Source organism: Oerskovia sp. NPDC060338, from assembly GCF_042726295.1.
Lineage (GTDB): Bacteria > Actinomycetota > Actinomycetes > Actinomycetales > Cellulomonadaceae > Oerskovia > Oerskovia merdavium.
Window position 1 is genome coordinate 271,067 of sequence record NZ_JBHXCQ010000001.1, and the last position, 12,718, is coordinate 283,784.

11 protein-coding genes are annotated in these 12,718 nt (G+C 72.5%); 4 read left to right on the top strand and 7 right to left on the bottom strand.

Features of this window, described 5'->3' with window-relative positions:
* Nucleotides 1-94: 94 nt before the first annotated feature.
* Nucleotides 95-1,894, top strand: a complete 1,800-nt coding sequence (locus tag ACFWGN_RS01240; RefSeq protein ID WP_377615320.1) for a hypothetical protein — start codon at nucleotides 95-97, stop codon at nucleotides 1,892-1,894.
* A 107-nt stretch (nucleotides 1,895-2,001) separates the two neighbouring features.
* Nucleotides 2,002-3,819 (top strand): hypothetical protein, encoded by a 1,818-nt coding sequence (locus tag ACFWGN_RS01245; protein ID WP_377615321.1) that lies wholly within the window; start codon nucleotides 2,002-2,004, stop codon nucleotides 3,817-3,819.
* 110 nt (nucleotides 3,820-3,929) lie between these two features.
* On the opposite strand, the gene ACFWGN_RS01250 is transcribed toward ACFWGN_RS01245, so the two are convergent.
* Nucleotides 3,930-5,297 (bottom strand): FAD-binding oxidoreductase, encoded by a 1,368-nt coding sequence (locus ACFWGN_RS01250; RefSeq protein WP_377615322.1) that lies wholly within the window; start codon nucleotides 5,295-5,297, stop codon nucleotides 3,930-3,932.
* A gap of 205 nt (nucleotides 5,298-5,502) precedes the next feature.
* Between ACFWGN_RS01250 and ACFWGN_RS01255 the strand changes: the two genes are divergently transcribed.
* On the top strand, nucleotides 5,503-6,942 hold the full coding sequence (locus ACFWGN_RS01255; RefSeq protein ID WP_377615323.1) for a DUF2252 domain-containing protein: 1,440 nt from the start codon (nucleotides 5,503-5,505) through the stop codon (nucleotides 6,940-6,942).
* A 123-nt stretch (nucleotides 6,943-7,065) separates the two neighbouring features.
* On the opposite strand, the gene ACFWGN_RS01260 is transcribed toward ACFWGN_RS01255, so the two are convergent.
* From ACFWGN_RS01260 to ACFWGN_RS01285, 6 genes are all read right to left on the bottom strand, one after another.
* Nucleotides 7,066-7,827, bottom strand: a complete 762-nt coding sequence (locus ACFWGN_RS01260) for an HAAS signaling domain-containing protein (RefSeq protein ID WP_377615324.1) — start codon at nucleotides 7,825-7,827, stop codon at nucleotides 7,066-7,068.
* On the bottom strand, nucleotides 7,824-8,165 hold the full coding sequence (locus ACFWGN_RS01265; protein WP_377615325.1) for a PadR family transcriptional regulator: 342 nt from the start codon (nucleotides 8,163-8,165) through the stop codon (nucleotides 7,824-7,826). Before ACFWGN_RS01265 ends, ACFWGN_RS01260 begins: the two co-directional genes overlap by 4 nt.
* Nucleotides 8,166-8,252: 87 nt before the next feature.
* Nucleotides 8,253-9,176, bottom strand: coding sequence for a Ppx/GppA family phosphatase (locus ACFWGN_RS01270; protein ID WP_377615326.1), 924 nt, complete (start codon nucleotides 9,174-9,176; stop codon nucleotides 8,253-8,255).
* A gap of 118 nt (nucleotides 9,177-9,294) precedes the next feature.
* Nucleotides 9,295-9,570, bottom strand: a complete 276-nt coding sequence (locus ACFWGN_RS01275) for a hypothetical protein (protein ID WP_191805177.1) — start codon at nucleotides 9,568-9,570, stop codon at nucleotides 9,295-9,297.
* Nucleotides 9,570-10,850, bottom strand: coding sequence for a TFIIB-type zinc ribbon-containing protein (locus tag ACFWGN_RS01280; protein WP_377615327.1), 1,281 nt, complete (start codon nucleotides 10,848-10,850; stop codon nucleotides 9,570-9,572). Before ACFWGN_RS01280 ends, ACFWGN_RS01275 begins: the two co-directional genes overlap by 1 nt.
* Nucleotides 10,851-10,860: 10 nt before the next feature.
* A complete protein-coding gene (locus tag ACFWGN_RS01285; RefSeq protein ID WP_377615328.1) occupies nucleotides 10,861-12,072 on the bottom strand; it encodes an SHOCT domain-containing protein in 1,212 nt (403 codons plus the stop codon).
* A 212-nt stretch (nucleotides 12,073-12,284) separates the two neighbouring features.
* On the opposite strand from ACFWGN_RS01285, the gene ACFWGN_RS01290 reads away from it, so the two are divergent.
* Complete coding sequence (locus ACFWGN_RS01290) at nucleotides 12,285-12,713, top strand: NUDIX domain-containing protein (RefSeq protein ID WP_191805183.1); 429 nt, start codon at nucleotides 12,285-12,287, stop codon at nucleotides 12,711-12,713.
* Nucleotides 12,714-12,718 lie beyond the last annotated feature (5 nt).

A 12,718-nucleotide genomic window follows, 5' to 3' on the forward strand; every position in this document is an offset into this window, starting at 1 on the left:
CCGGTCGCGAGGCAGTGCTCCCGGGGCAGCGATGCCCGGGCCCCTAGGATGATGCCCGCTGCGCGGTGCAGCGATCTCGACCAGGGGGAAGATCTTGACGTTCTACGGCGCAGATGTCGCTGCACTCCGTGACCTAGCCACCACGTTCGACGCCGGAGCCGAGGAGCTCGACGGTTCGAGGACGGGCATCCGCGGCAAGCTGGGGTCGGTCCCGTGGCACGGCCCAGGGGCCGAGCGGTACCGGGCCGACTGGCAGCACCAGCTCGAACCCGCCCTCACCAGGACCTCGGCCTCGCTCCGCGAGGCAGCGCGGCGCCTGCGCGCCAACGCGGCCGACCAGGAGCGCACGAGCAGCGCCGACGGCGGTGGCACCTCGAGCGGGTCCCCGCGTCCCGGGCCCTCGACCACCCCGCCGACCGGGCCCGCGCAGGGGCCTGCGCAAGGCGCTACGCCGAGCCGGCCCGGCTTCACGTTCTCCCTGGAGGGCGAGAACGCGCAGGACGACGCCGTCCGCAACCCCGACGGCTCGATCAGGACTCCGGCCACGATCACCAACACCACGAGCGGCTCGTTCGACGCGTCGCACGACCCCGGGACTGGCACGACGACCGTCGGCGCCGGGGGCGGTCTCTCGTCGGCCCTCGCGGTCAAGGGGGCGACCCTCGAGTTCGGCGCGTCAGGCGCCGCCGAGATCACCCGCACCACGCACTCCGAGGACGGCTTCACGACCTACGCGGGCTCCCAGAAGGGGTCTCTCACGGTCTCCGGCGGGGCCGAGATCAAGGAGGTCGGCGCCTCGGTCGCGTACGGGAACGGCTACGAGATGGCGTTCGAGACCACGGTCCCCGACGCCGTCGCCGGCGATCCCACGTTCGATCCGCGCGGCATCTCACCGACCGACCCCCGGAGCATCCCGGTCGGCGGCAGCGTGACGCTCGACAGCAAGAACTTCAAGAGCTCGGACTTCGCCGGCTCGTTCGAGATCTTCGCCTACGAGGAGTCGATCGGGACGTCGGAGGGCATGAGCAAGGCGGTCGAGCGGCTCGACGAGAACCACGTCCGCGTCACGACGGGCCCGACGAGCAGCCTCGACCGCTCGGGAGCCGTGGGCCTCGACCTCGACGTCATCAAGGCCATGGTGGGCACCACCGGCTCCCACGAGACCGGCGCGATGCAGACCGCGGTGCTCGACGTCTCGACGCCCGAGGGGTCGGCTGCCTACGCGCGCTACCTCGCGGGCGGGGAGCTGCCATCGCAGGACGGCCCGGGCGTCTCCGAGTCGGCACTGGTCTCGCGCTGGAGCGGGACGAGCGGGTCGAGCGCGGACCTCACCCTGTTCGGTCACGAGATGTCGAAGGAGCACGTCGCGTCGGTCGGCGACAGCGTCGCGGTGACCCGACCCGACGGTTCCGTCTCGTGGTCCGGGCAGGTGGCGTTCGACGACGACTCACGACGCATGGAGTACGAGCGCGCGATGGACGCGAACGGGGTCGAGGACCCGTCGGCCTCACGCCTCACCGTCTCGATCGACCTCGACAAGAACACCGCGGGGATCATCAACAACGGCTACCTCGACGCCGCGGGAGGCCGTGCGGAAGCGGGCCAGACGCTGCAGATCACGCTCGACGGTCACGACGAACGCGCCCTGGCCGACCAGGCGTTCGGCAAGCTCATGACGGGCTTCAACGGTGCCACCGAGGTCGTCGACATGAACGACCCGCTCGCCTCGATCGTCATGGACGGGGACTTCGGCCAGGACCCGACCCGCAAGCCCTACGACTCCGTGGTCGGCGGTCTCCTGGGGCAGACGACCGACAACAGCGTGGTCCTCGACCACCTGGCACGGATCAGCGACGACGGGAAGCTCCCCGGGACCGTGCGCGTCGTCGGCTGACCTGCGCCGCGAGCTCCACCTGGGGACTCCTCCCCATGTCGCGATCCTGCGGCGTCACGTAGCGTGTCCTCGTCCAGGACTCCCTGCCGGTTGAAAGAGGTTCGCCCGTGGTCATGTACGGCGCCGACGTCGCAGCACTGCGCGACCTCGCCACGAGCCTCGACGGCGGGGCCGGCGTCCTCGACCAGGCACGCTCGAAGGTCCGGGGGTCGTTCCACTCGGTGCCCTGGTACGGGCCCGACGCGGACCAGGAACGCGGACAGTGGGACGGCCGGCTGGAGCCGCTCCTGACGCAGACCGCCCAGTCCTTGCGGGACGCGGCGACGACCCTGCGGCGCAACGCCGACGACCAGGAGAGCACGAGCGCGGCGGACACCGGGTCGTCGGGCGCGGCAGGCGGCGCCGGCGGTTCGGCCGGCGGTTCCGGCGGTTCCGGCGGGGGCGCCGGCTCAGGCGGTTCGGCAGGCGGGGCCGGCGGCGGTTCCGGCTCCGCCTCGGGGGTCGACGACGCCGAGTCCCCCGGCGGCCCGACCGTGACCGTCAAGGGGACCCAGGAGTCGGGCACGGACAACGGCTCGCTCGGCTCGCCCGCGACCGAGGGCAGCGGCGGGTCCGTCTCGGGGGGCGTGACGTACGACCCGACCACGGGCGAGACCACGGTCTCCGGCTCGGGCACGCTCGAGAACTGGTTCCAGACCACGAACGGCTCCAAGGTGACGTTCGGCCTGACCGGCGGTGCCGAGCTCACGTCGGGCGAGAAGAGCGAGGACGGGTTCACGACCTGGACGACCAAGTCCGACGTCTCGGTGGGCGTCGAGGGCGGGTTCGACAAGGGTGGCAACGGCGTGAGCGGCAGCTACACGACCGGGGTGACCTCGGAGTACGCGGTCAAGGTGCCCGACGGCGCCAAGATCACCGACCCGGGTGCGGTCAACCCGTTCGACCCCTCGACCATGCCGACCGGCTCGACCGTCACCATGGACAGCGGGAGCTACACGGGCACCGAGCTCGAGGCCTCGTTCCGCCACATCGCCATGAAGTCGGGCATCGAGGAGTCGGCCGGGGTGAGCAGCGTGATCGAGAAGACGGGCGACGACACCGTGCGCATCACGTCCGGTCCCACGGACGCACTGAGCAACTACGGCGGGCTCGGCGTCGACTTCGAGGCCGTCAAGGTCCTGCTCGGCAACACGACCTCGCTCGACGGCGCGTCGCTGCGCAGCGCCGAGCTGGACCTCTCGACGCCCGAGGGCAAGGCCGCGTACGACACCTACCTCCTCACGGGCGAGATCCCGCAGGACGCGTCGACGGGCATCTCGGGGCTCACGACGATCGAGAAGATCGACTACAAGTCCACGACGTCGCTCGACGTCGAGACGCCCGTGGGCGGCGCGTCGTGGGACCTCGGCGAGAATTCGGGCTCGGCCGTCGTCACGACCTACCCGGACGGGTCGGCGGACCAGCAGACCAAGCTCAGCTACGGGGGCCGCAGCGACACGTTCTTCTCGCAGGCCTTCAACCCGGACGGGACCGAGAACACCGCGGGCCGCACCTACACGTACACGGTCGAGGCCGACCAGATGTCGACCCAGCTCTTCAACCAGAGCGAGTTCTCGGGTCTCGACGCGGGCGGCACGGTCAAGGAGGGCGACGTGCTCCGGCTCACGCTCACCGAGCGCCAGATGGCGACGCTCCACGCCAACGCCGTCGAGTACAGCAAGGACAGCATCGGGGTCAACCAGGTCTCGGCCCTGGCGCTCGACTACGACGGCAAGCCGGTGAGCACGTTCGACTACGCCGCGAGCCTGGCCCGCGGCCCGCGCTCCGACGGCTCGCTCGTCGAGATGCTCTTCTCCATCAATCAGGGCTCGGGCGGCGGCGGGGACCTCAAGCAGTTCCCCGGGACCATCACGCCGGCCAAGTAGGCACGGGCACCGCAGGAGGGGCCGTCGCGGCCGGGCATCACGGCCCGACGGCGCCGCGTCCTCTCCCGTCGTCCCGCCGGTGAGGCGGGGCGGACGGGAGCACCGGCGGCTCACCGCGGCATGACGAACCGGCCCTCGGGGTCGAGGTCCCGGCGCACGGTCGCGAGGTGCGCCTGGTCGGCGGGAGACCACAGGTCGATCATGGCGGCCTCGCTCACCGCCCCGGCGAAGTTCGCCTGGGTCCTTCCGAGGGACCACGGCTGCACGGCCTCGAGGAGCCCGTTGATCGCGGCCGGCACGGCCGTCTCGAAGAGCTCGGGGACCGGGAGGCCGATCACGAAGAGCGCGAACGCCGCGTCGCGGCCCGTCACGGAGTCCGGCCCGTGCTCGCCGTCACCGAGCGCCCCACCGAGGTGACGGATCTCGGCCATCATGAGCGGCGCGGTCGACTGCGGCCCGGCGATGCCCAGCAGCACCTCGGCGGTCTGCGGCTCGAACGTGTGCAGCAGGGTCGAACCGTCGAGCACGGGCATGGGGTCGGTCGGGTCCTGGTGGACCGCGCCGATCGCGGCGTACGGCATCTCGCCGATCGAGTCCAGGATGATCGGGGCGGCCTCGCGCAGCGGTGCGATGGCCTCGGCCACCTCGGTGAGCGGACGGGTCGAGGCGACCCGGACGTTCGCGACGTACTGGCCCCGCAGGGGCTCGGGCAGGAACTCGAGCGGGGGCAGGCGCAGCAGCGCGACGGAGGTCGTGATGTCCGAGGGGGCGGTCGCGACCCAGTCGGCGTAGGCGCGGAACATGGTCGCCGCGTCGTCGCCGACCGCGAAGAAGCTCCCTCCGGTGATGGTCGCGAGGGGCAGGAGCCTGATCGTCACCGACGTGACGACCCCCAGGCCCCACTTCCCGCCACGCAGCGCGCGCAGCACCTCGGGGTGGTGGTCGGCGTCGACGTGGAGCAGGTCGCCGTCGCCCGTCACGACGTCTGCCGCGAGCAGGTAGTTCGACCCGAAGCCCACCTCGCGGGCCAGCGGGCTCATGCCGCCGCCCAGGAGGAAGCCGACGACCCCCACGTCGGGCGACGACCCGGTGACCGCGGCGAGCCCCAGGGGCGTGACGGCGTCGAGCACGTCTCTCCAGCGCGAGCCCGCGGCCACGCGCGCCGTGCGGGCGGGCTCGTCGACCTCGACGCCCGTCAGGCCCGCGGTCGTGAGCGCGATGCCGCCGTCGATCCCGCGCGCGAAGCCGTGGCCCGTGCTGAAGACCGCGACGGGCAGACCGAACCGCTTGGCGACCCGCACGGTCGCCTGGACGTCGGCCGGGGACGTGGGGTCGACGACGTAGTCGGGACGGTGCTCGACGGCGATGTTCATGCCCGAGAGCCGGGCCTCGGCAGCGTTGCCGGGAAGGACGCGTCCGGTCACGGCCTGCGTGAGCGCGTCGAGGACGACATCCTGCGTGATCTCGTGGGTGGTCATGGGTGTTCCCTCTCAAAAGGTGGTGGCGCCGGACAGCGCAGAGCGGCGCTACCCCAGAAAGAGAGCTGCGAGCGCTTCCGGTGACAGGTCGGCTCGAGGTGCCGGGAATGTCCGCCGAGGGGGACGCCCCGCCGCGCCCACGACGACCGCGCGCGCCATGATGAGCGTGGGCGCGCCCTCACGCCCACGGACCCGAGGAGCGACGATGCCTCACACCGCCACGGACCAGCACCCCGACCGCGCGCCGTTGCGCGGGACCCCCTCGCCCGAGCACCGCAAGGCGCAGGGGCGCGCCGCGCGCTCGCTCCTCCCGCGTCGCTCGACCGCCGCCTGGACGCCGCCCACCGACCGTCGCGACCCCGTCGCGATCCTCCAGGCCCAGAACGCGAGCCGCGTGCCCGAGCTCGTCCCGCTGCGCATGGGACGCATGGCCGCGACGCCCTTCTCGTTCTACCGGGGGGCGGCGGCCGTCATGGCGGCAGACCTCGGCACGGGGCCGCGCACCGACCTGACCGTCCAGCTCTGCGGCGACGCGCACCTCGCGAACTTCGGCGGGTTCGCATCCCCCGAGCGTTCACTGGTGTTCGACATCAACGACTTCGACGAGACGCACCGCGGCCCGTTCGAGTGGGACCTCCAGCGCCTCGTCGCGAGCCTCGAGATCGCGGGCCGCCACCGCGGCATGGCACCCCAGGAGCGCGAGCGGGTCGCCCTCGCGGCGGCGAGGGGGTACCGCCAGACCCTCCGGACGTTCGCCGACCTGGGGCACCTCGACCTGTGGCACGTACAGCTCCGCGGCGAGGAGATCGTCGACCGGTGGCGCGGGTCGGTCCCGCCCGTCGTCATGGAGAACCTTCACAAGGCGCTGCGCAAGGCGCGCACCAAGGACCGGCAGAAGGCCCGCCGTCGGCTCACCACGCTCCACGACGACGGCGAGCTGCGGTTCGTGAGCGACCCGCCCCTGCTCGTGCCGGTGCGCGACCTGTACGACGCGGACGAGCAGGCCCGTTACCTCGGCGTCGTGGCTGCGGCGCTCGCGACGTACGGCGACTCGCTCACGGGGGCGCGCCGCATCCTGCTCGAGCGCTACCGGCTGGTGGACCTGGCCCGGCGCGTGGTCGGGGTCGGGAGCGTCGGGACGCGCTGCTGGGTCGCGCTCCTCGTGGGCCGGGACAACGACGACCCGCTGTTCCTGCAGGTCAAGGAGGCCGAGCCGTCCGTCCTGGAGCCCTACACGTCGGCCAGCCCCTACCCGGAGAACGGGCGGCGCGTGGTCGAGGGGCAACGCCTCCTGCAGGCCACGAGCGACGCTCTGCTCGGCTGGAACACCGTGCACGGCGCCGACGACCGGCGCCACGACTACTACTTCCGCCAGCTCTGGGACTGGAAGGTCTCGGCGGACCTCGAGACCATGCTCCCGGTCGCGATGGCAGCGTACGCGCAGATGTGCGCGTGGGTCCTCGCGCGAGGGCACGCCCGCTCGGGCGACGCCCTCGCGATCAGCGCGTACCTCGGCAAGGGCGACGTCGCCGACCACGCGTTCACCGAGTTCGCCCGCCGCTACGCCGACCAGAACGCCCTGGACCACCAGGCTCTCCTCGACGCGATCGCCGCGGGCGACGTGGAGGCGGTCCAGGGCGTCTGACGCCGGGGCAGGCGCGGAGTCGGCCCCGTGCCGGTGCGGGCGTCACGGTGCCCGACGGCGCAGCCCACCTCGCACGGTCCCGTCCCGTCGGGTCGCGTCCGCGGCGAGGCGGGCCGGGACTGCTCAGGCCACGGCGGTCCGACCCGCGGCCGATCGCGCGAGCCCCCGGCGCAGGAGGACGACCTGGTAGACGAGCGCGGCGAGGACGATCGCGCCGAGCAGGACGGTCACGACGATCCCGCCGACGTTCGCGCCCGCAGCGTCGCACGTGGTCGTGAAGTCCCCGGCCGTCGGAGCGTGGAAACCGCCCTCGGTCCCCTCACCCGTGCCCGCGCCCGCGCCCGCGCCCGCGCCCGAGGTACTCACCGCGGACTGCGAGCCGACCGACACGCAGCTCGGAGTCGCGAACCAGAACATGCTCGTCATGCCGAGCAACGCAGCCCCCGCGCCGAACCCCGAGACGATCCCCCAGACCTTCTCGTTCGTGGTCCACAGCGGCGAGGCGCCGAGCAGGACCGCTGCGGCGATCCACAGGACGCCCGGCAGGAGCAGCGGAGCCCCGACGATGCCCACGAGGGCGAGGCCGAAGACGACCGGGGCGACCCACGTGCCGGTGAGGGCGGGGCGCGAGGGGACTGCGCCGTCGGGCAGGGAGGTCCTGGGGGCTCCCGACGCCGCTCGCGCGACGTCCTCCGGAGCACCGAGCGACGCCAGGACCGCCGCGACCTCCTGCTCGCTGGGCTCGTGCCCCAGCTCGGCCAGGCTCGCGTCGACGTGCTCGCGCACCCCGCCCAGGACGTCGGCGCGCTCGGCGGGGTCGACGTGCGCGAGCATCCGCGCGAGGTCGTCGAGGTAGGCGGTGATCGCATCGGTCGTGTGGTTCATCGGTGGCTCCCCAGGGTCGAGTCGACGGCGTCGCGGAAGGGCGCCCAGGTGCGGGCGAAGGTCTCGAGGGCCGCGCGTCCCTCGGGGGTCAGCGCGTAGTAGCGGCGGGGCGGTCCGGCGTCGGACTCGCGCCAGTGCGTCTCCACGAGCCCGCCCTTGCGCAGCCGCGCGAGGAGCGGGTAGAGCGTGCCCTCGCCGCTCAGGAGGACGCCGTCCGCGGAGAGGCGCCGGGCGATGTCCAGCCCGTACCACTCGTCGTCGGCCAGGAGCGCGAGCACGCAGTACTCGATCGCCCCTCGCCGGAGGTTGGTGAGGATCATGTCCTCGCTAGGTACCATGCGAGACAAGATAGCACCTCGTGCGGGGGCCCGGACGGTGCTTCGTGGAGAACGCGTCCGAGCGCCGCGGCGCCCCGGCTCAGGCCGTCAGATCTGGTCGAGACGGCGCAGGATCGCCCCCTCGCGCAAGGCCCACGGGCAGATCTCGACCTCCGCGACGCGCAGGGCCTTCATGGTCTCCTCCGCGACGACCCCGCCCGCGACGATCTGGTAGGTCCGCTCGGCCGTGATCCCCGGCAGCTCGGTCCGCCCCGCCGCGGGGATGCGCGCGAGGCGCGGCACCCAGTCGGACAGCTGCGAGCGCTCCATGCGCCAGCGCTCCTCCGGGCCCACGACCGCGACCTTCATGCCCGCGAGCCGGGCGAGCGACCGGAACGTCTTGGAGGTCGCGACCACGTGGTCCGGGCGCGGCAGAGCCTTGATCTCACCGAGCGCCTCGGCGAGCACCCCGCGCACGTGCGTGCGCAGCGCCGCGACCTGGTGGGCCGTGGGCGGGTCGTCCGGGAGGTGCTCGATCGTCATCCGGCCTGCCCCCAGCGGGACCGAGACAGCGACGTCGGGCTCCTCGTCCAGACCCGACGCGATCTCGAGCGAGCCGCCACCGATGTCCAGGACCATGAGGCGGCCCGACGCCCACCCGTGCCAGCGCCTCGCCGCGAGGAACGTCAGCCGCGCTTCCTCGGGGCCCGAGAGGACCTCGATCGGGACCCCGACGCGCTCCTCGATCGCCGCGAGCACCTCGGGGCCGTTGGTCGCCTCGCGCAGCGCGGACGTCGCGAGCGCGAGCGACTCGTCGACCTCGTACTCGCGGGCCAGGGCCGCCGCCTTGTCCGCCGCCTCGAGCAGGGCCTCGACGCCCTCGGCCGAGATCGAGCCGTCGGGCTGGAGGTAGCGCATGAGACGGACGACCGAGCGGCCCGACGCCGCCGGGTCCGGGCGGGCGCCGCGCACCGCGTCCACGACGAGCATGTGGACGGTGTTGGAACCGATGTCGAGCACTCCGAGTCGCATCTGCCCACGGTAGCGGGAGGTGCCGATGCTGCCCCCGACGGCCCGCCGGGGGCAGCCTGCTGGGGCCGATGGTGAGGTGCTCGGGGCGTCGACTCCGTGCGCGGCGCGCCCGGCGGCCCTACGACCGGTGGTTCGCGCCCGACATCCTGCTGTTCGTCCGGCCGATCAACCGACGCACGTGGACGTCCGACGCGCGCACGTCGCGCACCTCGGACCGTGTGTCCCTCCGGTGGTCGTGACGCTCGCCGGCGTTGCGGTACCGACGCCAGGTCAGCCAGTAGAAGAGCGGCCCGGCGAGCAGCAGCAGACCGACGACGACGAGCTTCAGCGCCCCCTCCTCACCGGACGAGGACTCGGCGGCCACGGTGAGCGCGTCCAGGGCGAGCACGTGCATCAGGTCCCGATCATGACGAGGAGGGCCGCCACGGCCGCGACGGCCTCGACGACGAGCGACACCGCGAACAGGCGGCGGCGGTTGACCGGGACGGATCCCATGGTCTCGCCCGTCCGCCCGTTGACCGCGACGTAGTGCAGGAGCGAGCTCCCGTTCGTGCGGACCTCGTGGTATGAGTACAGCCACACCGGCAGGTAGGCGGCGACCCAGCGCTGGCCCACGACCTCGAGCTGCTGGTGGTCCCAGCGGAGCCCGCGGTCGTAGGCCCCGATCATGTCGAGCGCCCGGAACCGGGCGATCTCCTTGGCCTGCGCGAACGCGGGCTCGCGCACGTCGTCGATGTCGGTGTCGCGCCGCTCAGCGGTGAACCCCGAGAGGTAGTTGGAGTCGTAGCGCACCGCGTTCTCGACGTCGAACGGGAGGATCGTGTTGATGATGTTGTTCGTCCGAGCACTCGCACCGTGGTCGCGCCGGTCCGCCGAGGACTCGATCGTCAGGTCGTCGACGTGCAGGTCGAACTCGCGGACGACGTCGTAGAGGTCGGCGTCGTAGCGCCGCTCGTCGCGCTCCTCGCCGTCCGCGCCCCTGACCTTCACGGTGTACGACCGCACGAGGCGCTCACCCTGACCCGACAACCGGGCCTTGGTGTTGAGGTCCGCGACGAGGTACGGCATGTAGACCCCGACGACGCTCTCCGGGACGAACTCGGCCCGGAACGTCGGGTGGGCGTAGAAGCGACGCTTGCCGACGAACTCCCGGATGCGCGCGATCGCCTCGTCCTTGGGCAGGCGGAACGGCAGCACGACGTCGGGCACCGCGCCGTTGGGCACCTGCTGGTTGACCGACAACGTGTTGCGGCACCAGTGGCAGCGCGCCTGCGTGCCGTGCGCGGTGTCGACGACGACGTCCGCGCCGCACGCCGAGCACCGGAACGTGAGGACCTCGTCGGTCCCCGGGACGATCGCGGCCGTGCCGGACCCGACGACGACCCCGCGCAGCGCGCCGATGTCGCCGTCGAGGCCGAGGTCGGCGATGGTCCCCGCGCTCGCCCACTCGTAGCGGCAGAACCCGCAGCGCAGGTTCCCGGTCGCGACGTTGAGCGAGATCTCGGTCGCCCCGCACCGTGAGCACTTGACCAGGCCGTCGCTGGCGCCGGCGTCCGTGCGGACGACCGCCGGCCCGTCCGGCCGGGGGCCGGCGGACGGCTGGGCCTCGGCAGGCAGGACGGCAGGCTGTGGGGCCGACGGCGGGACAGCCGCCTCCGGCTCGTGGACGGTCATCGCCGGTCCCTCAGAACCCGAGGACCTTGGCCTTGGCGGCGTCGTAGTCCGCCTGCGTGATGAGCCCCTGGTCGAGCATGGCCTTGAGCTGCGTGAGCTTCGCGACCGGGTCCTCGGCGGCCGGAGCCGCAGCGGTCGCGACCGGCGCAGCCTGCGCGGGAACCTGCTGGAGCGGGACGACGGGCTGCTGGAGCCCGGCCATCGCGCCGCCCGCAGCGTTCATCCCCATGCCGAGGATCGCCATGTTCGCACCGCCTCCGGCACCGCCCGGGTTCTCGCCGGCAGCCTGGATGCCGCGCGCGGCAGCCTGCTGGAGGAACGAGTTGCCCCGAGCGCCGGCGAGCGCGTCGGCCTTCTTGACGTCGCTCAGCAGCGCCCTGGTGTCCTCGTCGTACTCGATCGCGGCGAGCGCGACCTTGACGATCGACAGGCCCCGGTAGGACGTCCACTGGTAGCCCTCCTCGACCGCGCCCGCCAACGACTGCGCGAACCCGACCGAGTCGCTCTGGATCCGGGTGATCCGGTTCCCCTTGTCCGGGTCGTTGGTGTAGCTCGAGAAGGCGGCCGCGAGCGATCCGACGACCTCGGTGAAGAGCTGGCTCGCGGCGTCGTTGTCGAGGTCGGAGAAGTCGAAGACCTTGGCACTCGCACCGAGGTAGGTCAGCGGCACGAACTGCTTGACGAACAGGATGGGGTCGACGATGCGCAGCGTGTAGGTCCCGCGGGTCACGGCTCCGACCTGGGCGCCGAGGTAGGCGTCGTCCCAGTAGATCTCCGACTGGGTCCCGAACCGGTTGTTCGGCAGCTCCTTGAGGTTCACGTAGAAGCCGAGCTGCTGGGACCCGGGCTGCCCGCCGAACTTGAACCGCTCCCACGTGGTCTTGATCAGCGGGCTCAGGAAGCCGTTGTCGGCGAAGATCGACTGGGAGTTCTGGTCGTCGGACGTGAACAGGTACCCGCCCGGCTCGGCCACGAAGCCCGTGAGCGCACCGTCCTGGAACGTCAGGAGCCCGTACCCCTCGGGGACGACGAACCGGCTCCCGTTGGTGATGATGTTCGCCGAGCCCTTGGTGTTGGAGCCACGACCGGCGTTCTGCCCCTGCGCGACCGCCGGGAAGAGCGCTGCGGTCGGCGCGAGGTTCGTGGGCGGCGCGAGGAAGTCCTTCCACTGGTCCGCGAGCGTGCCTCCGAGGGCACCAGCAAAGGCCTTGATGAATCCCATCGAGCTCTCCGTCCGATCGGGCGGGCGGTGCCGCGCGTGACCTGTCGTCGTCGCGGCAGGCACCGTAGGGCCCGTCCGCGATCGGCACAGTATCGACTTTCGTTCTGAAACGGAACTATCGGCGGGTTCCCGGCGACCTGGGTCTCGCGGTGCCGACGACGACGTCGCGACCGGCCGCCGACGGCGACGCACCGGGTGGAAGGATGTCGACCGTGACCTCCCTCGACACTCCCACGACCCCCCTGAAGACCGTCGGCTGGATCCACGTCCGCGACGGGCGGCTGCTCGTCGTCCGCAGCCGCGACAACGAGCTGTTCTTCATGCCGGGCGGCAAGCTCGACCCGGGCGAGAGCGACACCGAGGCGCTCGTCCGCGAGATCGAGGAGGAGCTCGGCGTCCTGCTCGACCCGGCGACGGTCCGCTCGGGCCTCGTCGCCGAGGCGCCCGGTCACGGGCTCGACGGGCGGCTCGTGCGGATGCACTGCTTCTACGCCGAGCCGTTGCCGGGCTCGCCCGAGCCTGCCCCGCGCGCCGAGGTCGGCGAGCTCACGTGGGTCACGGGGAGCGAGGCCCACCGCGTCCCGCCCGCGGGCCGGATCGTCCTGGAGCACCTGGTCGACGCGGGCGTGCTCGCGGCCTGAGGGGC

Bases quoted from the DNA above. Each gene is read 5' to 3' on its own strand.
- ACFWGN_RS01275 (WP_191805177.1), bottom strand. From the start codon at position 9,570: ATGCACGTGCTCGCCCTGGACGCGCTCACCGTGGCCGCCGAGTCCTCG.
- ACFWGN_RS01270 (WP_377615326.1), bottom strand. From the start codon at position 9,176: ATGCGACTCGGAGTGCTCGACATCGGTTCCAACACCGTCCACATGCTC.
- ACFWGN_RS01250 (WP_377615322.1), bottom strand. From the start codon at position 5,297: ATGACCACCCACGAGATCACGCAGGATGTCGTCCTCGACGCGCTCACG.
- ACFWGN_RS01255 (WP_377615323.1), top strand. From the start codon at position 5,503: ATGCCTCACACCGCCACGGACCAGCACCCCGACCGCGCGCCGTTGCGC.
- ACFWGN_RS01285 (WP_377615328.1), bottom strand. From the start codon at position 12,072: ATGGGATTCATCAAGGCCTTTGCTGGTGCCCTCGGAGGCACGCTCGCG.
- ACFWGN_RS01265 (WP_377615325.1), bottom strand. From the start codon at position 8,165: ATGGTACCTAGCGAGGACATGATCCTCACCAACCTCCGGCGAGGGGCG.
- ACFWGN_RS01280 (WP_377615327.1), bottom strand. From the start codon at position 10,850: ATGACCGTCCACGAGCCGGAGGCGGCTGTCCCGCCGTCGGCCCCACAG.
- ACFWGN_RS01260 (WP_377615324.1), bottom strand. From the start codon at position 7,827: ATGAACCACACGACCGATGCGATCACCGCCTACCTCGACGACCTCGCG.